General features: G+C 68.6%; 19 protein-coding genes, 1 tRNA gene and 2 pseudogenes. 11 read left to right on the top strand and 11 right to left on the bottom strand.

The window, feature by feature from the left end; translation table 11 throughout:
* The first annotated feature begins 70 nt into the window (after positions 1-70).
* On the top strand, positions 71-1,057 hold the full coding sequence (locus tag ACWV17_RS27330; RefSeq protein ID WP_455356871.1) for a helix-turn-helix transcriptional regulator: 987 nt from the start codon (positions 71-73) through the stop codon (positions 1,055-1,057).
* A gap of 220 nt (positions 1,058-1,277) precedes the next feature.
* A complete protein-coding gene (locus ACWV17_RS27325; RefSeq protein ID WP_455356872.1) occupies positions 1,278-1,658 on the top strand; it encodes a DUF4234 domain-containing protein in 381 nt (126 codons plus the stop codon).
* 100 nt (positions 1,659-1,758) lie between these two features.
* On the opposite strand, the gene ACWV17_RS27320 is transcribed toward ACWV17_RS27325, so the two are convergent.
* Genes ACWV17_RS27320 through dnaK form a run of 4 tightly spaced genes read right to left on the bottom strand, consistent with a single transcriptional unit; the run spans position 1,759 to position 5,940 of the window.
* The gene (locus tag ACWV17_RS27320; RefSeq protein ID WP_455361767.1) at positions 1,759-2,220 is read right to left on the bottom strand and encodes a heat shock protein transcriptional repressor HspR; all 462 of its coding nucleotides are present in this window, start codon (positions 2,218-2,220) and stop codon (positions 1,759-1,761) included.
* A gap of 1 nt (position 2,221) precedes the next feature.
* Positions 2,222-3,397: a molecular chaperone DnaJ gene (gene dnaJ / locus ACWV17_RS27315; RefSeq protein ID WP_455356874.1), complete on the bottom strand. Its 1,176-nt coding sequence runs from the start codon at positions 3,395-3,397 to the stop codon at positions 2,222-2,224.
* A 33-nt stretch (positions 3,398-3,430) separates the two neighbouring features.
* Entirely contained in the window at positions 3,431-4,078 is a 648-nt protein-coding gene (grpE, locus tag ACWV17_RS27310) for a nucleotide exchange factor GrpE (protein ID WP_455356875.1), read from the bottom strand.
* Positions 4,075-5,940, bottom strand: coding sequence for a molecular chaperone DnaK (dnaK, locus tag ACWV17_RS27305; RefSeq protein WP_455361766.1), 1,866 nt, complete (start codon positions 5,938-5,940; stop codon positions 4,075-4,077). Before dnaK ends, grpE begins: the two co-directional genes overlap by 4 nt.
* 275 nt (positions 5,941-6,215) lie before the next feature.
* On the opposite strand from dnaK, the gene ACWV17_RS27300 reads away from it, so the two are divergent.
* From ACWV17_RS27300 to ACWV17_RS27290, 3 genes are all read left to right on the top strand, one after another.
* On the top strand, positions 6,216-6,722 hold the full coding sequence (locus ACWV17_RS27300; RefSeq protein ID WP_455361765.1) for a sugar transferase: 507 nt from the start codon (positions 6,216-6,218) through the stop codon (positions 6,720-6,722).
* Between the two features lie 129 nt (positions 6,723-6,851).
* The gene (locus ACWV17_RS27295; protein ID WP_455361764.1) at positions 6,852-9,176 is read left to right on the top strand and encodes a heterodisulfide reductase-related iron-sulfur binding cluster; all 2,325 of its coding nucleotides are present in this window, start codon (positions 6,852-6,854) and stop codon (positions 9,174-9,176) included.
* Positions 9,177-9,422: 246 nt separating this feature from the next.
* A complete protein-coding gene (locus ACWV17_RS27290; protein WP_455361763.1) occupies positions 9,423-10,340 on the top strand; it encodes a Yip1 family protein in 918 nt (305 codons plus the stop codon).
* A gap of 100 nt (positions 10,341-10,440) precedes the next feature.
* On the opposite strand, the gene ACWV17_RS27285 is transcribed toward ACWV17_RS27290, so the two are convergent.
* The 3 genes from ACWV17_RS27285 to ACWV17_RS27275 all read right to left on the bottom strand — a co-directional run bounded on the left by ACWV17_RS27285 (position 10,441) and on the right by ACWV17_RS27275 (position 11,775).
* Positions 10,441-10,938 (bottom strand): phosphoribosyltransferase, encoded by a 498-nt coding sequence (locus ACWV17_RS27285; protein WP_455357567.1) that lies wholly within the window; start codon positions 10,936-10,938, stop codon positions 10,441-10,443.
* An 8-nt stretch (positions 10,939-10,946) separates the two neighbouring features.
* A complete protein-coding gene (dcd, locus tag ACWV17_RS27280) occupies positions 10,947-11,522 on the bottom strand; it encodes a dCTP deaminase (RefSeq protein ID WP_254375295.1) in 576 nt (191 codons plus the stop codon).
* Between the two features lie 88 nt (positions 11,523-11,610).
* Complete coding sequence (locus ACWV17_RS27275) at positions 11,611-11,775, bottom strand: hypothetical protein (RefSeq protein ID WP_455357379.1); 165 nt, start codon at positions 11,773-11,775, stop codon at positions 11,611-11,613.
* Between the two features lie 227 nt (positions 11,776-12,002).
* On the opposite strand from ACWV17_RS27275, the gene ACWV17_RS27270 reads away from it, so the two are divergent.
* A tRNA-Gly gene (locus ACWV17_RS27270) sits at positions 12,003-12,073 on the top strand.
* A 252-nt stretch (positions 12,074-12,325) separates the two neighbouring features.
* Here ACWV17_RS27270 and ACWV17_RS27265 read toward each other — a convergent pair.
* Positions 12,326-12,664 (bottom strand): DUF6223 family protein, encoded by a 339-nt coding sequence (locus tag ACWV17_RS27265; RefSeq protein WP_455361762.1) that lies wholly within the window; start codon positions 12,662-12,664, stop codon positions 12,326-12,328.
* 196 nt (positions 12,665-12,860) lie between these two features.
* On the opposite strand from ACWV17_RS27265, the gene ACWV17_RS27260 reads away from it, so the two are divergent.
* Positions 12,861-14,012, top strand: coding sequence for a histidine kinase (locus ACWV17_RS27260; RefSeq protein WP_455361761.1), 1,152 nt, complete (start codon positions 12,861-12,863; stop codon positions 14,010-14,012).
* A complete protein-coding gene (locus ACWV17_RS27255) occupies positions 14,009-14,671 on the top strand; it encodes a response regulator (protein WP_455361760.1) in 663 nt (220 codons plus the stop codon). The genes ACWV17_RS27260 and ACWV17_RS27255 overlap by 4 nt, the downstream gene beginning before the upstream one ends.
* A 46-nt stretch (positions 14,672-14,717) precedes the next feature.
* On the opposite strand, the pseudogene ACWV17_RS27250 reads toward ACWV17_RS27255, so the two are convergent.
* Together ACWV17_RS27250 and ACWV17_RS27245 are read right to left on the bottom strand one after the other, a co-directional pair.
* Positions 14,718-15,086, bottom strand: a pseudogene (locus ACWV17_RS27250) (amino acid permease); the annotation flags it as partial.
* A gap of 500 nt (positions 15,087-15,586) precedes the next feature.
* Positions 15,587-15,901 (bottom strand): annotated as a pseudogene (locus ACWV17_RS27245) (tyrosine-type recombinase/integrase); the annotation flags it as partial.
* A 187-nt stretch (positions 15,902-16,088) separates the two neighbouring features.
* Here ACWV17_RS27245 and ACWV17_RS27240 point away from each other — a divergent pair.
* The 3 genes from ACWV17_RS27240 to ACWV17_RS27230 all read left to right on the top strand — a co-directional run bounded on the left by ACWV17_RS27240 (position 16,089) and on the right by ACWV17_RS27230 (position 17,656).
* Positions 16,089-16,442 carry a hypothetical protein gene (locus tag ACWV17_RS27240; protein WP_455361759.1) on the top strand — a complete coding sequence of 118 codons (354 nt, stop codon included), beginning with the start codon at positions 16,089-16,091 and terminating at the stop codon, positions 16,440-16,442.
* A 252-nt stretch (positions 16,443-16,694) separates the two neighbouring features.
* The gene (locus tag ACWV17_RS27235; RefSeq protein ID WP_455357378.1) at positions 16,695-16,994 is read left to right on the top strand and encodes a DUF7677 family protein; all 300 of its coding nucleotides are present in this window, start codon (positions 16,695-16,697) and stop codon (positions 16,992-16,994) included.
* A gap of 347 nt (positions 16,995-17,341) precedes the next feature.
* Positions 17,342-17,656 (top strand): hypothetical protein, encoded by a 315-nt coding sequence (locus tag ACWV17_RS27230; protein ID WP_455361758.1) that lies wholly within the window; start codon positions 17,342-17,344, stop codon positions 17,654-17,656.
* 137 nt (positions 17,657-17,793) lie between these two features.
* Here the strand turns inward: ACWV17_RS27230 and ACWV17_RS27225 are convergent, their stop codons facing one another.
* Complete coding sequence (locus ACWV17_RS27225; protein WP_455361757.1) at positions 17,794-18,234, bottom strand: flavoprotein; 441 nt, start codon at positions 18,232-18,234, stop codon at positions 17,794-17,796.
* Positions 18,235-18,362 lie beyond the last annotated feature (128 nt).

Below are 18,362 nucleotides of genomic sequence, written 5' to 3'. Positions count from 1 at the left end.
TCAGGCATGTCAATGCCACAGGGACGATGCATCATGTTCCTGCACGTACAGGTTCCTGGGGGGTGGAGATTTGCCCATAAGCGACTCAAAGTCGACACATCCCCACCCGGTTACGGCCTTGTGCGACGCGGGGACGCAGCTTTACGCCAGTGCTCTCAGCTCGGGACGGATCGCCCGGGTGGAGGTCGAGGCAGCCCCGTGTTTGTTGGAGTTTGCACTACTGCACCCCGACCCCGACGACCCGAACTGGCTCCGGGCGGTGCCGCCTTCGGTCGCGCTGGCGCAGCGACTGCACCCCATCGAGCGCGAAATTCAGGACCGTCGGCGACATTCCGTCGAACTGACCGAATGCTTTGAGCCGTTCATGGCCATCAGCGCCCTGAGTCCGGCGCCCACGCACGCGATCACGGTGCTGGAGGGACACAACCGGATCAATGCGGCGCTCAACCTCGCCACCGCCGAGTGCCACACCGAGATGCTCACCGTCCAGCCCGGCGGCCGCCGCACCGAACACGTGCTCAGCCAGGCCCTGGAGCGGGACAGCCCGCTGCTCGACCGCGGGGTCCGCATGCGCACGCTCTACCAGCACACCGTCCGGCACAGCCAGGGGACCATGGCGTACGTGGACCGCATCGCCGGCGGCCGGGTGGAGATCCGCACGCTCGAAGAGCTCATCGAGCGGCTCATCATCTGCGACCAGACGGTCGCCTTCATCCCCGCGCGCGACGACCAGCAAGTCGCCCTCGAACTCCGGCATCCCGGCCTGGTCCAGTACCTGATCAAGGTCTTCGAGCAGTTGTGGCGGCGCGCCACCCCGCTCACCGAGAGCGTGTCGTACGACCACACTCCCGAAGGGATCTCCGGAGTCCAGCGCTCCATCGCCAAGCTCCTCATCGAGGGCCATGTGGACGAGGCGATCGCGCGCCGGCTCGGGATGAACGTACGGACCTGCCGGGCCCATATCGCCAAGCTGGCCGCCGCATTGGGCAGCGGCAGCCGGGCCCAGCTCGGCTTTCTCATCGCGCAGTCGGGGATCCTCGGGGACGACTGCCACTGACCGGCCCCGCTCGGAAGCCCGGAATGCGCGTTGTAATGAACTCGTAATGCCCGCGCAGGCCCCAGGGGGTGCCAGAACCCATACGCTCCGTAGGCCCATCGCCTCACTCACCACACGAGGCACATGGGCAACACAGGCATCACACTCATTCCTCGTTGCGCGTGGGGCGGTTCAGCCGAGGCGCGCGGCAGGAAGCACACCAAGCATGTGGGGAACACTCATGTCCACCGACGTACGTACGTCCGCGCCCGCCGGCTCGCCCTCCAGCCCGGTCGGCACCTGGCTGCTCACCCTGGTGACCCTCGGTATCTACTGGCTGTTCTGGTACTACAAGGTCAACAAGCAGGTGAAGCAGATCGACCCGACGATCGAGGTCAAGCCCGGCATGGCCGTGGTCGCCGTGACCCTCGGCGTCTGCCTGATCGTCCCGCCGTTCGTGTCCATCGTGAAGACCGGCTCCCGCATCGCCCAGGCGCAGCGCGCCGCCGGCGTCACCGCGGACTGCTCGGGCGCCGTAGGCCTGGTCCTGTCCTTCGTCCTCGGCCTGACGCCGCTCTACTACCAGAGCAAGCTCAACACGGTCTGGGCGCCGCGCGGCTGACCCGCCGTCAACGCGACCGGCCCCGCACGCTCCTGCGTGCGGGGCCGTTCCGTGTGCGTTGCGGTGTGAAGCGGTGTGATGCGCTGTCAGGCGTACGCGGTCAGTCCGCCGGCCGCTTCGGCCGCCACACCACCAGCGCGCTCGTCTGCTGCGCCTCCTGGTACGGGACCAGGTCGCGCCGGTACGACGCGTGGACCTGGGCCTCGCGCTGCTGCATCGCGACCGCCGCGCCCTCGACCGCGGCCGAGAGTTCGGCGACGCGCTGCTGGAGCGCGGCGACCTGGTTCTCCAGTTCGATGATCCGCTTGATGCCCGCGAGGTTGATGCCCTCGTCCTGCGACAACTGCTGGACGGTGCGCAGCAGCTCGATGTCGCGGGCCGAGTAGCGGCGTCCCCGCCCGGCCGTACGGTCCGGTGAGACCAGCCCCAGCCGGTCGTACTGACGCAGCGTCTGCGGGTGCAGCCCGGAAAGCTGGGCGGCCACCGAGATGACGTACACCGGGGACTCGTCGGTCAGCTCGAATGCCCCTGCCGAGGGAAAACGTCGGCGTCGCGGATCCATCTCATGCTCCCTTCGCGGCCTGGAACAGCTCCGCCCGCGGGTCCTCACCCGCGGTCGCCTCGCGATAGGACTCCAGCGCTTCCTTCGCCTTGTCGCCGAGGTCCGTCGGTACGGCGACCTCGACGGTGACCAGCAGGTCGCCGCGGGTGCCGTCCTTGCGCAGCGCTCCCTTGCCGCGCGCCCGCATCGTACGGCCGTTGGGCGTACCGGGAGGCAGCTTCAGCGTCACCGGCGGGCCCCCTAGGGTCGGCACCTTCACCTCGCCGCCGAGCGCCGCCTCCGGATACGTGACGGGCACGGTCACCGTGAGGTTGTCGCCCTTGCGGCCGAAGACCGGGTGCGCGCCGACATGGACGACGACGTAGAGGTCGCCGGCGGGCCCGCCCCGTTCGCCGGGAGAGCCCTTGCCGCGCAGCCGGATCCGCTGGCCGTCGGAGACGCCCGCCGGGATCCGGACCTGCATGGTGCGCGAGGACTTGGCCCGGCCGCTGCCCTTGCAGACGTCGCAGGCGTCCTGGGCGATCAGTCCGCGGCCCTTGCAGTCCGCGCACGGGTCGGTGAGCGAGAACGAGCCGGTGCCGCCCCGGCTGACCTGCCCGGTGCCGACACAGGTCGGGCACACCCGGGGCGTGCCGTTCTTGTCGCCGGTGCCGGAACACGCCTTGCAGGGCGCCTGGCTGGTCATCCGCAGCGGGACCGTGGCCCCGTCGACGGCCTCGGTGAAGCTGAGCGTCACCTCGGACTCGATGTCCTGGCCGCGGCGCGGCTGCGTACGCGTACCCGGTCCGCCCCGGTTGAACAGGCCGCCGAAGACGTCCCCGAGGCCGCCGCCGAAGCCGCCGGCGCCCGCTCCCCCGGCCTGGGCGCCGCCGAAGAGGTCGCCCAGGTCGAAGTTGAAGTTGCCGCCGGCCCCGCCGGGACCCGGACGGAAGCCGCCGTTGCCGAAGAGCGCGCGAGCCTCGTCGTACTCCTTGCGCTTCTTCGGGTCGCCGAGGATGTCGTTCGCCTCGGAGATCTCCTTGAAGCGCTCCTCGGCCTTGACGTCACCCTTGTTGGCGTCCGGGTGGAACTCGCGGGCGAGCTTCCGGTACGCCTTCTTGATCTCGGCCTCGGTGGCGTCCTTCGGGACGCCGAGGACCTTGTAGTAGTCCTTCTCGACGAAGTCCTTGGTGTTCATCCCCGGCGTCCCTCCTTCCTGCTCCTACTGACGTCAGCCCTCGTCCGGGCCACCGTTCTCCTCGTCGTCGTCCGCCTTCGCGGCCTGCGCCCCCGGCTGGGGCTCGGCCACCGCGACACGCGCGGGGCGGATGGTCCGCTCGCCGATGCGATACCCCGGCTGCAGGATCGCGACGCAGGTCGTCTCCGTGACGTCCGGCGCGTACGAGTGCATCAGGGCTTCGTGGATCGTCGGGTCGAAGGGCTCGCCCTCCTTGCCGAACTGCTGCAGACCCATCTTCGCGGCGACCGTCTCCAGGGATTCGGCCACCGACTTGAAACCACCCAGCAGCTCGCCGTGATCACGGGCGCGGCCGATGTCGTCGAGTACGGGGAGGAGTTCGCTCAGGAGGTTCGCGACGGCGACCTCCTTGACCGTGACCCGGTCCCGCTCCACCCGACGGCGGTAGTTCTGGTACTCCGCCTGCAGCCGCTGCAGGTCCGCCGTGCGCTCGTTGAGCGCCGTACGCACCTGGTCCAGCTGCGCGGTCAGGGCAACTTCCTGCAGGTCCCCGGCCGGGGCCGCCGGACCCGCCTCCTCGGAGGAGGAGTCGGGTTCGGCGGACTGCGGCGCGGCGTCTTCGGGGGTGGCGCCGGAGGGGACGTCAGGCTTCTCGTCGAAACCCGGGGTCTCCTCCGTCACGCGGCACCACCCTTGCGCTCCTCGGCCTTCTCGTCGTCGACGATCTCGGCGTCCACCACGTCGTCGTCGGCGGCCTTGGCGTGACCGGCTCCGTCGGGACCCGGGGCCTCGGCGCCGGCACCCTCCGCCTGGGCGTTGGCGTACATGGCCTGGCCCAGCTTCTGGCTGACCGCGGCGACCTTCTCGGTGGCGGTGCGGATCTCGGCCGTGTCCTCGCCCTTGAGCTTCTCCTTCAGCTCTTCGACGGCGGTCTCGACCTCGGTCTTCACGTCACCCGGGACCTTGTCCTCGTTGTCCTTGAGGAACTTCTCGGTCTGGTAGACGAGGCTCTCGGCCTGGTTGAGGGTCTCGGCGGCCTCGCGGCGCTTGTGGTCCTCGTCCGCGTACTGCTCGGCCTCGCGCATCATGCGGTCGATGTCGTCCTTCGGCAGCGCCGAGCCGCCGGTGACGGTCATCCGCTGCTCCTTACCGGTGCCGAGGTCCTTGGCTCCGACGTGCATGATGCCGTTGGCGTCGATGTCGAAGGCGACCTCGATCTGCGGCACGCCACGCGGGGCCGGCGGCAGACCGGTCAGCTCGAACATCCCGAGCTTCTTGTTGTACGCCGCGATCTCGCGCTCGCCCTGGTAGACCTGGATCTGCACGGACGGCTGGTTGTCCTCGGCCGTCGTGAAGATCTCGGAGCGCTTGGTCGGGATCGTGGTGTTGCGCTCGATGAGCTTGGTCATGATGCCGCCCTTGGTCTCGATGCCGAGGGACAGCGGGGTGACGTCGAGCAGCAGGACGTCCTTGACCTCGCCCTTGAGCACACCGGCCTGCAGCGCGGCGCCGATGGCGACGACCTCGTCCGGGTTGACGCCCTTGTTGGCGTCCTGGCCGCCGGTCAGCTCCTTGACGAGCTCCGCGACGGCAGGCATCCGGGTCGAGCCGCCGACCAGGACCACGTGGTCGATCTCGGACAGCTGGATGCCGGCGTCCTTGATGACGTTGTGGAACGGGGTCTTGCAGCGGTCCAGGAGGTCCGAGGTGAGCTGCTGGAACTGGGCGCGGGTGAGCTTCTCGTCCAGGTGCAGCGGGCCCTCGGCGGAGGCCGTGATGTAGGGCAGGTTGATCGTGGTCTCGGTCGAGGACGACAGCTCGATCTTCGCCTTCTCCGCGGCCTCGCGGAGGCGCTGGAGAGCCATCTTGTCCTTGGACAGGTCCACGCCGTGGCCGTTGGCGAACTGCTTCACCAGGTAGTCGACGACACGCTGGTCCCAGTCGTCACCACCGAGGTGGTTGTCACCGTTGGTGGCCTTCACCTCGACGACGCCGTCACCGATCTCCAGCAGGGAGACGTCGAAGGTGCCGCCACCGAGGTCGAAGACGAGAATCGTCTGGTCGTCCTTCTCCAGCCCGTAGGCGAGAGCGGCGGCCGTCGGCTCGTTGACGATGCGCAGGACGTTCAGGCCCGCGATCTCGCCGGCCTCCTTGGTGGCCTGGCGCTCGGAGTCGTTGAAGTACGCCGGGACGGTGATGACCGCGTCGACGACCTTCTCGCCCAGGTAGGCCTCGGCGTCGCGCTTCAGCTTCTGCAGGATGAAGGCGCTCATCTGCTGCGGGTTGAAGTCCTTGCCGTCCAGGTTGATCTTCCAGTCGGTGCCCATGTGGCGCTTGACCGACCGGATGGTCCTGTCGACGTTTGTGACCGCCTGACGCTTCGCGACCTCGCCGACGAGCACCTCGCCGTTCTTGGCGAAGGCGACGACGGACGGCGTGGTCCTGGCACCCTCGGCGTTGGTGATGACGGTGGGCTCGCCGCCTTCGAGAACGCTGACGACGGAGTTAGTCGTGCCCAGGTCGATGCCGACCGCACGTGCCATTTCAATTCCTCCAGCTGACTTGAGTGGAACAGGCTCAAGGATGCATGACGGATCCCGATGAGTCAACGTACGTGAGTCGGGGTGACTCAACTCTCTGGCCTTTATCCCGCTCATACAGCGCTCTCGCGCCCGGTTACGGGCCGCAGGGCCGCGCGCGTCGCACCCGGCCGTTTCGCATCAAGTCGGGCAATGTCGGGAAAGAACCCGGCGTAACCCGGCGGCACCCGACCGGACGGGCCGGGGACGCGGGCGGGGCCAGGGAGAGGATGCGGCACATGGCAGCCAAGCGAGCGCTGGACCTGGCGGGCAGCCTGGTCCTGCTCCTCGCCCTGGCGCCGCTGCTCCTCCTGCTCACCGCCGCCCTCGTCGCCACCTCGGCCGGCCCCGCCTTCACCCGGCGGGCGGTGGCCGGGCTGCACGGCCGGCCGTTCGAGACGCTGCGGTTCCGTACCGTCTCGACCGCGCTCGGGCCACTGCTGGACCGGCTCGCCCTAGACGAACTCCCGCAGCTGGTCAACGTGTTGCGGGGCCAGATGTCACTGGTCGGCCCGCGGCCGCTGCCCGCCAGGCACCCCGAGTCCACGGCGTACCGGCTGTCGGTACGCCCGGGCCTCACCGGCCTGTGGCAGGTGAGTGCGCGCTCCGATCTCCCGTGGGAGGAGATGCCCCTGCTGGACCTGCACTACATCGAGCACCACTGGCTCGGGATGGATCTCGCGATCCTTGCCCGTACCGTCCCCGCCGCCCTGCGGCTGCGCCGCGGCCGACTCAGGGTTGCCTGAGCGACACAGATCACCGCGTGCGCGGCTACAGTGCGGCGGCATAAGTGGGTAATCTCAACTCGGACTGATTAAGTTACCGCTTAGTAATTACTGATTGCCCACCCTCCCTCGCAGGCCCGAGGAGCCACCATGCAACTCGCCGCGATCATCGTGTCGCTGGTCCTGACGGTGGTCGGCGTTGCGCTCATCGCCCGAGCCGTCGCGCAGATCTACCGGTTCGTCAAGCTCGGCCAGCCGGTGCCCGCGGGCAGCCGCACCGACAACCCCAAGCAGCGCACGATCACCCTGGCCAAGGAGTTCCTCGGCCACACCCGGATGAACCGGTGGGGCATCGTCGGGTTCGCGCACTGGTTCGTCGCCATCGGCTTCCTGACCCTGCCGCCCACCCTGGCGCAGGCGTACGGCCAGCTGTTCCAGGCCGACTGGGTACTGCCGGTCATCGGCGGCTTCCTGCCGTTCGAGATGTACATCGAGTTCATCGGCCTGATGACCGTGGTGGGCATTCTCGTGCTGATGGTGATCCGGCTGCTCAGCCTGCCCTCCCGGGCCGGCCGCAAGTCACGCTTCGCCGGCTCCAAGGCCTGGCAGGCGTACTTCGTCGAGTACGTCATCCTCACCATCGGCCTGGCCATCCTGGCGCTGCGGGGCCTGGAGGGTGCGATCCACCACATCGAGGGCTACGAGGCCGCGTACTTCGTCTCGTACCCGCTCGTCCTGGCCTTCGAGGGCCTGAGCGTCCCGACCCTCCAGACGCTGATCTACTTCACCGCGATGATCAAGATCGGCACCTCGCTGATCTGGATGATCACGGTCTCGCTCAACACCAACATGGGTGTCGCCTGGCACCGCTTCCTCGGCTTCCCGAACATCTGGTTCAAGCGGAACGCCGACGGCTCCACCGCGCTGGGCGCGCTCCAGCCGATGACGAGCGGCGGCAAGGAGATCGACTTCGAGGACCCGGGCGAGGACGACGTCTTCGGCGTCTCCCAGGTCGAGCAGTTCTCCTGGAAGGGCATCCTCGACTTCTCCACCTGTACCGAGTGCGGCCGCTGCCAGTCGCAGTGCCCCGCCTGGAACACCGGCAAGCCCCTCTCGCCCAAGCTCCTGATCATGTCGCTGCGCGACCACGCGCACGCCAAGGCCCCGTACCTGCTGGCCGGCGGCGGCAAGACGATGGAGGGCGAGGAGAAGGCCTCGGCCGAGGCCCTCGCCGATGTCCCGGCCGCGGCACTGGCGGAGGCCGAGCGCCCGCTGATCGGGACGCTGGAGGAGAACGGCGTCATCGACCCGGACGTGCTGTGGTCCTGCACGACCTGCGGTGCGTGCGTGGAGCAGTGCCCGGTCGACATCGAGCACATCGACCACATCGTCGACATGCGCCGCTACCAGGTGATGATCGAGAGCGCGTTCCCGTCCGAGGCCGGGACGATGCTCAAGAACCTGGAGAAGAAGGGCAACCCCTGGGGGCTGGCCAAGAAGCAGCGGGTGGAGTGGACCAAGGAGGTCGACTTCGAGGTCCCGATCGTCGGCAAGGACGTCGAGGACCTCTCCGAGGTCGACTACCTGTACTGGGTCGGCTGCGCCGGCGCCCTGGAGGACCGCGCCAAGAAGACCACCAAGGCCTTCGCGGAGCTGCTGCACATCGCGGGCGTGAAGTTCGCGATCATGGGCGGCGACGAGAAGTGCACCGGTGACTCGGCCCGCCGCCTGGGCAACGAGCCGCTGTTCCAGCAGCTCGGCCAGGAGAACGTGGCGATGCTGAACATGGCCTTCGGCGAGGACGAGGACGAGGGCGTCACGGTCGAGAAGTCCAAGAAGAAGATCGTCGCGACCTGCCCGCACTGCTTCAACACCATCGCGAACGAGTACCCGCAGATCGGCGGCGAGTACGAGGTCATCCACCACACCCAGCTGCTCCAGCACCTCATCGACGAGGGCAGGCTGATCCCGGTGACCCCGGTCGAGGGCCTCATCACGTACCACGACCCCTGCTACCTGGGCCGCCACAACAAGGTCTACACGCCGCCGCGCGAGATCATGTCCGCCGTCCCCGGCCTGCGCCAGCAGGAGATGCACCGCCACAAGGAACGCGGCTTCTGCTGCGGCGCCGGCGGCGCGCGCATGTGGATGGAGGAGCGGATCGGCAAGCGCATCAACACCGAGCGCGTCGACGAGGCCCTGGCCCTCAACCCGGACATCGTCTCCACCGCCTGCCCGTTCTGCCTCGTCATGCTCACGGACTCCGTGAACGGCAAGAAGAACGACGGGGCGGCCAAGGAATCGCTCCAGGTCGTCGACGTCGCGCAGCTGCTGCTCGACTCGGTACGGACGCCGGTGGACCCGGCCGGCTCGGACGAGCCGGAGGCGGCGCCGGACCCGGCCCCGGAGTCGGATTCGGACCCGAAGCCGGCGTCGGAATCGGAATCCGAATCGGAATCGGCGCCGGTGAAGTAGACCGTACGCACCGCATGCGACGGAACCGCATAGGACAGAACGGCCGGATCTGCCTCGGGGGCAGGACCGGCCGTTCTGTCGTACGCGACGCTCCGCACGGGGCGTACCGCACGCGGTTCGTACGCCGTATTCCCCTCCCGATTCCCCTCCCGGGCATCCCCTAGGGGATGTCACAGCTCGGCAGCAAACCCCCACGTGTTCCGGCCGACCGTCACCGGGCCCCGCCGGACCAGGTACGTTCGAATGGTGGCTGGATTCAGGATCGGACGTGGCCGGGACAACCGCTCACCGCAACAACAACCCCCGCAGCAGCAGCCGTACGGGCAGCAGGCGCCTCCGCCGCCGTACGGCGGCCAGGCCGCGCCGCCCCAGTACGGCGGCGGCGCGCCGCCGCAGTGGCCGCAGTCGGGCGGCGGCTACGCCGGCGGTCAGCAGCACCCGCAGCAGGGGCGGCAGCAGCGGCACGGCGAGCCGGAGTACTTCGGCGACCCGTACCAGCAGCCGCAGCACGGGGACCCGTACGCCAACAACCCCGGTCACACCCGGGCCTTCAGCATCAACGAGGACCCCTACGGCGACGGCTCCACCTACCGCGCCGGGCAGACCTCGGCCCCGCCGGCCGGGCCGCGCCTGCACTGGAAGCAGCTGCTGAGCGGCATCGTGCTGCGGCCGTCGGCGACCTTCTGGCAGATGCGCGACCACGCGGTGTGGGGCCCGGCGCTGATCGTCACGTTCCTCTACGGGCTGCTCGCGGTCTTCGGCCTCGACGACGCCCGCGAGGAGGCGATCAACGCAACGCTGTCGAACGCCATCCCGATCGTCCTGTCGGCCGGCGTCGGCTTCGTCATCTGCGGCCTGATCCTGGGCGCCGTCACGCACACGCTCGCCCGGCAGCTGGGCGGTGACGGCGCGTGGCAGCCGACCGTCGGGCTCTCCATGCTGATCATGTCGATCACCGACGCGCCCCGGCTGGTCTTCGCGATCTTCCTGGGCGGCGAGAACACGCTGGTGCAGGTGCTGGGCTGGGTGACCTGGCTCGCGGCCGGCGCCCTGTTCACGTCGATGGTGAGCAGGTCGCACGACCTGCCGTGGCCGAAGGCGCTGGGCGCGTCCGCGATCCAGCTGATCGCGCTGCTGTCGATCATCAAGCTGGGCACCATCTGAGCCTTCGGCGCGCGGAACGCGGAACCAGGAGAACAACGAGAGGGCCCCGGCTGAACAACCCAGCCGGGGCCCTCTCGTACTCGCCTACGCGACCACTCGCCTACGCGTCGAGAATCTGCCCCTCGCGACGGACGACCGGAGGCTCGACGCTCCAGGGGAAGTTGATCCACTCGTCGGTGCGCTTCCAGACGTACTCGCACTTCACCAGCGAGTGCGACTTCTCGTAGATGACGGCGCTGCGCACCTCGGCGACCGTCCCCACACAGAAGTCGTGCACGAGCTTCAGCGTCTTGCCGGTGTCGGCGACGTCATCGGCGATGAGCACCTTCTTCTCGGAGAAGTCGATCACGTTCGGCACCGGCGAGAGCATCACCGGCATCTCCAGCGTGGTGCCCACGCCGGTGTAGAACTCGACGTTCACGAGATGGATGTTTTTGCAGTCCAGCGCGTACGCCAGGCCGCCGGCCACGAACACCCCGCCGCGCGCGATGCTCAGCACGATGTCGGGCTCGTACCCGTCGTCGGCGATGGTCTGGGCGAGTTCCCGGACGGCGCTGCCGAACCCCTCGTACGTCAGGTTCTCTCGTACGTCACTCATGTCGGCCCTTACACCTGCGTCCGATGGAAGTTGAGGAAGGACCGCGAGGCGGTCGGTCCCCGCTGCCCCTGGTAGCGGGAGCCGTAGCGCTCGCTGCCGTACGGGTGCTCGGCCGGCGAGCTGAGCCGGAACATGCACAGCTGCCCGATCTTCATCCCGGGCCAGAGCTTGATCGGCAGCGTCGCGAGGTTCGACAGCTCGAGCGTGACGTGCCCGGAGAACCCGGGGTCGATGAACCCGGCGGTCGAATGCGTCACGAGCCCCAGCCGCCCCAGCGAGCTCTTGCCCTCCAGCCGGCTGGCGAGGTCGTCGGGCAGCGAGACGACCTCGTACGTCGAGGCCAGCACGAACTCACCGGGGTGCAGGATGAACGCCTCGTCCCCCTCCGGCTCGACCAGCCGCGTCAGGTCGGCCTGCTCCACCGCGGGGTCGATGTGGGGGTAGCGGTGGTTCTCGAACACCCGGAAGTAACGGTCGAGCCGCACGTCGATGCTCGAGGGCTGCACCATCGATTCGTCGTACGGTTCGACGCGCACGCGCCCGGCGTCGATCTCGGCCCGGATGTCCTTGTCTGAGAGAAGCACGCCCTGAGGATACGCAGAGCGCGCGGGCCCGCCCCAATCGGACAACCACCCGCGCGCCTCATCTGTGCCCCTGGCCTCCCCCGGCCGGTCAGCGCTTCTCCAGCACCACCGGCACCGCATGCCGCAATCGGGCACAACGCGGACAGCGGATGAGCCGCCCGGGCCCGATCCGGCCCTCGCCGAGCTGCTGCATCGGGAACGAGGCGGTGCTGAAAACGTGCCCTTCGGCACAACGGACGACGGTGCGCTCCATCGAGTCCCTTTCCCCAACGACCATCAAGCGACGAATCGCCACATTAGGGGATGAACGGAACCCCACTCCAGGCGGCACTCCGCGCACCCAAGGTACGCCCCAACTCCCGCCCCCCGCACCCACATCCCACCCCCGGACACACGGAAACGACCCCGCGGCAAATACACCGGGGGCCATGCATGGGGTACAGTGTGCGACGATGCGGGTGCAGATCAAGGGCCCGCTGCGCGGGTGTAGTTTAATGGTAGAACATGAGCTTCCCAAGCTCAGAGCGCGGGTTCGATTCCCGTCACCCGCTCTTGAACGAAGGCCCAGGTCAGCGACCTGGGCCTTCGTCGTTGTCTAGACCTCTTGGGGCCTTCCGTGCCCTCCGCGTGCCCCAACTCGCGGGAATGCCCTGCTCGGAGGACAGGCGCTGCCACCCTGAGCAGCACTCAGGCGGGGTGGGGTCTCACATCGCGAGATCCATTTCGCGTGACCTGGCTCACTCGCATCGTCGCCAGGGTGAATTCGCCTTCACAAAACAGGGTTTGGTCCACGTTCTCCGGGCTCAGCCGGTCGGCCGGAAGCGGGCCAGAGCCCGCCCGCCGAGGACCGTCGCGATCAGCCCCACCATCAGACCGACATAGGCCCCGCCCAGGCCGTTGCCGGTGCCGAGGCCGCCGGAGGCGGTGGCCGCGACGAGCCCGCCCAGGGCTACGGCGACCAGCCCCGCCGACAGAGCCACGACGGCCCCGGGCCGCCAGGAGCGGCGGAGGGCTCGCCAGCCGGCGACCACACCGATCAGCCCGAGCACTGCGGCCGTGGTGGCACCCGCCCGCCCGGCGCTCACGTGGAAGACACTGACGGCGACCGGCTGGGCTTCGGCAAGCGCGTATCGGACGGACATGACGTGCTCCTTCTCCTCCTGCGACGGAATGTCCTGCGAGCATGTCCGCCGGACCCATCGCCGGTCGTCCGGCGGACGCGGACACTTCGCACTGCCACGGATGCGGCAGCCGCCGCGGATATACCGCGCGCGCGGTAGCCGGCCCCTCGTCCGTGGGACGGACTCGCCCGAGGCTCTCCTTGGGTAGGTTGCGCGCATGAGCAGCACAGCACGGTTCGGTCTCCGAGCCGATGTACGAGCCGCTGTCGCGGACGGGGCGATCGCCATCGGCGTGGCGACGGCGTTGCTGATCACCGGCCTCTCCGGCCAGCACTCCACCACCGGCCTCGACCCGGTCGACCTGCTCGGCTACGCGCTCCTCACGGCCGGCGGCCTCGTCCTCGTCGCGCGCCGCCGTGCCCCGGGCTCCGTCCTGGCCATCACCGGCCTTTGCGCCGTCGGGTACCAGGCAGCCGGCTTCGACGTGCCCGCTGTCGCATACCTGTTCGCCGTGTACGCGGCCGTACGGGCGGGCCACCGCACCCTCACGATCACGGCCAGCGTCGCCATGCTCGCCGCCCTCCCCGTCGCCGCCCTGGTCTCGGGCATGCACGACATGGGTGAGGCGCTCGCGCAGTCCCGGGGCGCCCTGGAGATCGCCTGGCTGATCGCCGCCGGGGCCGCCGGCGAGGCTCTGCGGCAGGCCGAGCGGCGGGCGGACGAGGCCGAGCGCACCCGGGAGGAGACCGCGCGGCGCCGCGCCGATGAGGAGCGGCTGCGCATCGCACGGGAGCTGCACGATTCGCTCACCCACCAAATCTCCGTCATCAAAGTGCAGGCCGAGGTCGCCGTCCACGTGGCCCGCAGGCGGGGTGAGCAGGTGCCGAAGGCCCTGCTGGCTATCCAGGCAGCCGGACGTGAGGCGAGCCGGGAACTGCGAGCGACGCTGGAGGCGTTGCGCGACGACGACACGGCCCCGCCACGCGGGCTCGTCGACGTCCCGGACCTGGTCGAACAGGCCCGCGCCATCGGCCTGGACGCGACACTGGCCGTCGAGGGACGGCGCCACGATGTACCGACCGCGGTGGACCGGACCGTCTACCGGATCGTGCAGGAGTCGCTCACCAACATCGCCCGCCACGCCAACGCCGCCAAGGCGTCGGTCGGCATCGACTGGCGTCCGGATGCGATCGCGATACGCGTCGACGACGACGGCATGGCTTCGCCGGACGCAGCCCCCACGCCCGGATTCGGACTGCTCGGCATGCGCGAGCGGGTCACCGCCCTCGGCGGCCGGCTGCGCGCCGAACCGCGCCCGGGCGGCGGCTTCACCGTCGAGGCCGAACTCCCCGTGGATCGGTTATCGTGATCCGTGTCGTGCTGGTGGACGACCAGCCGCTCATCCGCAGCGGATTCCGCGCACTCCTCGATCTCGAGGACGACATCGAGGTGGTGGCCGAGGCCGGCGACGGACAGGAGGGCCTGGCGCTCGTCAAGGCGCACCTGCCCGACATCGCACTCATCGACGTCCAGATGCCGGTGGTCGACGGCATCGAGGCGACCCGGCGCATCGCCGCGGACCCGGCTCTGGCCGGAGTGCACGTCGTCATCCTCACCAACTACGGCTTCGACGAGTACGTCTTCGACGCACTGCGCGCGGGCGCGACCGGATTCCTCGTCAAGGACATCGTGCCGGAGGACTTCCTGCACGCCGTACGCGTCGCCGCGCGCGGGGACGCCCTGCTCGCGCCGTCGATCACTCGCAAGTTGATCAACCGGTACGTCGCCCAGCCGCTCGACACCGCTGCCCACACGGGGCTGGCGGAGCTGACCAACCGGGAACGCGAGGCCGTCGCCCTGGTCGCGCAGGGCCTGTCCAACGACCAGATCGCCGGCCGGATGGTGATCAGCCCCATGACCGCGAAGACCCACGTCAACCGGGCCATGACCAAGCTCCACGCCCGCGACCGCGCCCAACTCGTGATCCTCGCCTACGAATCCGGCCTGGTGATCCCGCGCAAATCCTGACCTCCACCCTCAGCAGCACGGCGAGAGGAACGCCCGTCATGCCGGACTACGGCTCTCGGGTGGTCAGCGCGCGGCGTACCGCGTAGACGGCGGCGCCTGCGGCCAGGACCGCGGCGCCGGAGATCACCGAGGACGTCGGAAGGGCGAAGGCGAGCACGAGGCAGCCAGCCAGGCCGACGACGGGGATGATACGTGCCGGTCGGCCCTCGTCCGGGGTGAGCGTCCAGGCAGAGGCGTTGGCGATGGCGTAGTAAGCGAGCACCCCGAAGGAGGAGAAGCCGATCGCCGCGCGCACATCGGCGGTCGCGGCGAGTACGGCCACGACGGCGCCGACCACGAGTTCGGCGCGGTGCGGCACCTGGAACTTCGGGTGGATGGCGGCCAGCGCGTGCGGCAGGTGCCGGTCGCGGGCCATCTTCGGGTCAGCGAAGGTCGCGGAGAAGAAGGCGGGGCTGATCCCGTGACCGACGCGACCACCGCCAACCACGGCATACGCAACGTCATCATCATCGGCTCCGGCCCCGCCCGATAAGCAGTAACTGTCTGCCTTGAGCAAACAGCGGGGCCCATGTCCGCCCACTTGCGGATGCAATGCCGGGGGCAGTCGGCTCGTCGCGGCAATTCTCTTTGTCGGCACCGGTTGTCGGCACCGGCGTGGCTCGGACGACGCCATGACTCCTCACACCAGGGGCGTGCCCCCACCGTGCCCTTAAGGGCGGTGAACAGCGGTCAGAACGGGGGCACAAGGGCAGCCCCGACGGTGCCGCTGGGAACAGGAAACCGCAGGTCAGCCGCTATACAACACCCCTGCGTGCCACAGATTCCCAAGCTCAGAGCGCGGGTTCGATTCCCGTCACCCGCTCCACACAAAAGCCCCAGGCCAGCAGCCCGGGCTTTGTTGTTGTCTAGACCGGTCTAAGCGTCTCGTGCCCGTTCCGTGCCCGATGCCTGATCGTTTGACCTGTCCTCCGACTTCTTCCGCTCAGCTCGTACGCGAGCGTCGATGCCCTCGGCGACCTCCTTCTGACGCTCCCGATTCGAGCGCTGGTAGATCAACGCCGCCTTCGCGGAGGACTGGCCCGCTCGCACCATCGTGTCCTTGAGCGTCGCGCCGGACTGGGTCGAGAGGGTGTGTCCGGTGTGACGAAGATCGTAGAAGCGAAAGTTGTCAGCCAATCCGACTGTGGCGCGAGCTTTGCGCCACTTCCGCCCGAAGCTGGACCGCCGGAACATACACGAGTCCCTCGACACGGGGTGCGTCCACGGCGTGCCCCGGTTCGTTCAGCACCTCGGAACTGATCTCCTCAGCCGTCCGATCCTCATCAACTGCGCGACCGGTCTACGCGCGATCTCGGACCACCGAGTATCCGAAGTGACGAGGCGTCAACGTGAGGGATTGGCGGCGAGGTTGCAAGGGATGCCGGCAGCAGACAGGCGCCGCACCATCACGCACGCCCTGCGCTCCGTCATGAACACTGCCGATGGCTACTGGGTGGCGGCCACCGACCCCAAGGCGGCCGAAGAATCCGTGGAAGGCTCGGTCCCGCTTGCCGAAGTCAGAGCCGCAGCACTGCTCACGGACGGCGCATCGAGGCCGGTCGATGACTTCTACTCCATGACTTGGCACGTGGCCATGGCCCACCTCGAAGCCGAAGGGCCCCAAGGGCTGATCAACCGCACCCGAGCCATGGAAAGCACCGACGCCGACGCCAAACGGTGGCCCCGGAGCAAGCGCCACGACGACGCGACAGCAGCCCTGTTGCAGTTCTGAGCGCCGCGGCAGTGCCGGTCGGCGGAGTGAGTAGAAACCTTCTCTACGGGTTCAAGGCGGCTCACTCCGCTCGCCGCGCGCTCCCCGGCTCACCGCCGGTCGCGCGACTAGAGCGAGCACCATGAAGAGGTACAAGAAGGCCGGCCGGGGCTGGGGCCGGTCGGCTCCACGGCTTTAGCCACCTCCCCGGTTCGGGTCCCGGCGCAGGACACCGACCAAAGCCCCTCCGCCGACCTCCTGCAGGATGATCTCGTGACGCATCTTCCGACAGACGTACGAGCTTCCCTCCGCTTCTTCGCGTTCTATCTGCGCAACGGCACTTTGGACATCGATCTGCTCGACGGCTTCGACTATTGGTCCGAGCTCCAATTCGGATCAGACCTCGAAATGGTCTTTGCGATCTTCACCAATGTCCTGGAAGTCGACGAGCACGGACAGACGCTCAACGACGGCGACGCCCAGTACCGCGCCGCCCAATGGGTTCGTAGGCGATGTGACCCCAGCTACCAGGTGGAGCCTCCGTTCGAAGCGTGGGAGACCGAACTTCACTGAGAAGTCCCACGCGGTCGGTACCGCAGTGCCGTACCGCAACCCCAGCAACCGCCCCCGTCCGGTAGCGTCCCCTCTGGAACTGGGCATCGGCGAAGACCGGCCCGAGTGCATCCCGCACCCGCATCACCAGACAGCCCTTCGGGAACACCGCGCGAGCCACCCGCACGGTCTCCTCCGGGATCTCCGCCAGCTCCACCAAACGCAACGACACGAACCCACCCCTGAACACGACGACGGCCCTCGCGGATTTACCAACAGCGTCCGGTCATGGTCGGGGCCTTCGTCGTTGATCCCTCTCACTGGGTCGACCGGTGACAATCGGTTAGCCACTTGCGATACTGCGCGCCATGTCCATGATCTCTACCGCGTCGACCGCAGCCACATCCAACCCGACAGGACTGCTGATCTTCCTCGCTGCCCTGGGGGCCGCAGGCACGTACGGCGGAGCGAGGTGGGTTTTCAATCTGCGTGGTGCCGTGGATGCAACATTGCAGCGCCGACGTGCCGTTCTGGAGCTGAAGGGCCAACGCTCGGGCAACCTGAGCGTGGCAGGCAACGACCCCATCGGTCCCTGGTTCTTCAAACTTTGCGGAAGCGTCATAGGCCTGGCAGGGCTTGTCCTGCTGGCAATGAGCCTGATCCTCATGAACCCGACCGACTGAGCCGCATACAGACGCCGACAGCGCGCCCTCTCGGTTTCCGTCTGCGGAAGCGGGGCGCAAGGCGAAGGTCCCGCGCCGCGCAACTGACCGCAGCCGCGTAAGGCGGTGGCCGCGTCGGTGCCATGCGGGTCAAGAGATTACGAGCACGCAGCCGCTTGGTCCGCCAACTTCAAGATCTCCGCCCAGGGCAGATCGCGAACAGCGGGGCCTTCCCGCGGCTCGTCCAACGGCCAGAAATCAGGACCGTAAACGAGTTCGACGCCGCCCTTGCGAAGCGTCTCGACGTGGCCGTCCCACGCCGGGTGGCGCGCATGGGCAGCGTTGATCCGCGGGAACACGACCACGGGCACTCCGATCGTGCCGATGGCCTCGCCCACCTGCGTCAGTGCCTGGTTGTCGGCGATGCCGGTCGCGAGCTTGGCGACGTAGTTCGCGCTCGCGGGAGCAACGACGTAGCAGTCGGCGACAGGGTGCGGGCGGGGTTCGCCCGGCAGCCGAGGCGTGTCACGGACGGGCAGGCCGGTCAGGTTCTCCAGTTGCTGGCCGCCCGCGTCTACGAGTGATCGCGTGCCCTCCACGTGCCGGAACCGACGGCGGCCAACGGGGAGTATCGGGGAACGGCGGATAGCCGCCCAGAAATGCGCAGGTCAGCGTCTTGCCAGGTCAGGGCTCATCCGGTTACGCGATCTTCCAAACTGGTGCTCCA

The organism is Streptomyces mabaensis (assembly GCF_053763515.1).
This window is presented reverse-complemented; position numbering and strand designations above follow the sequence as displayed.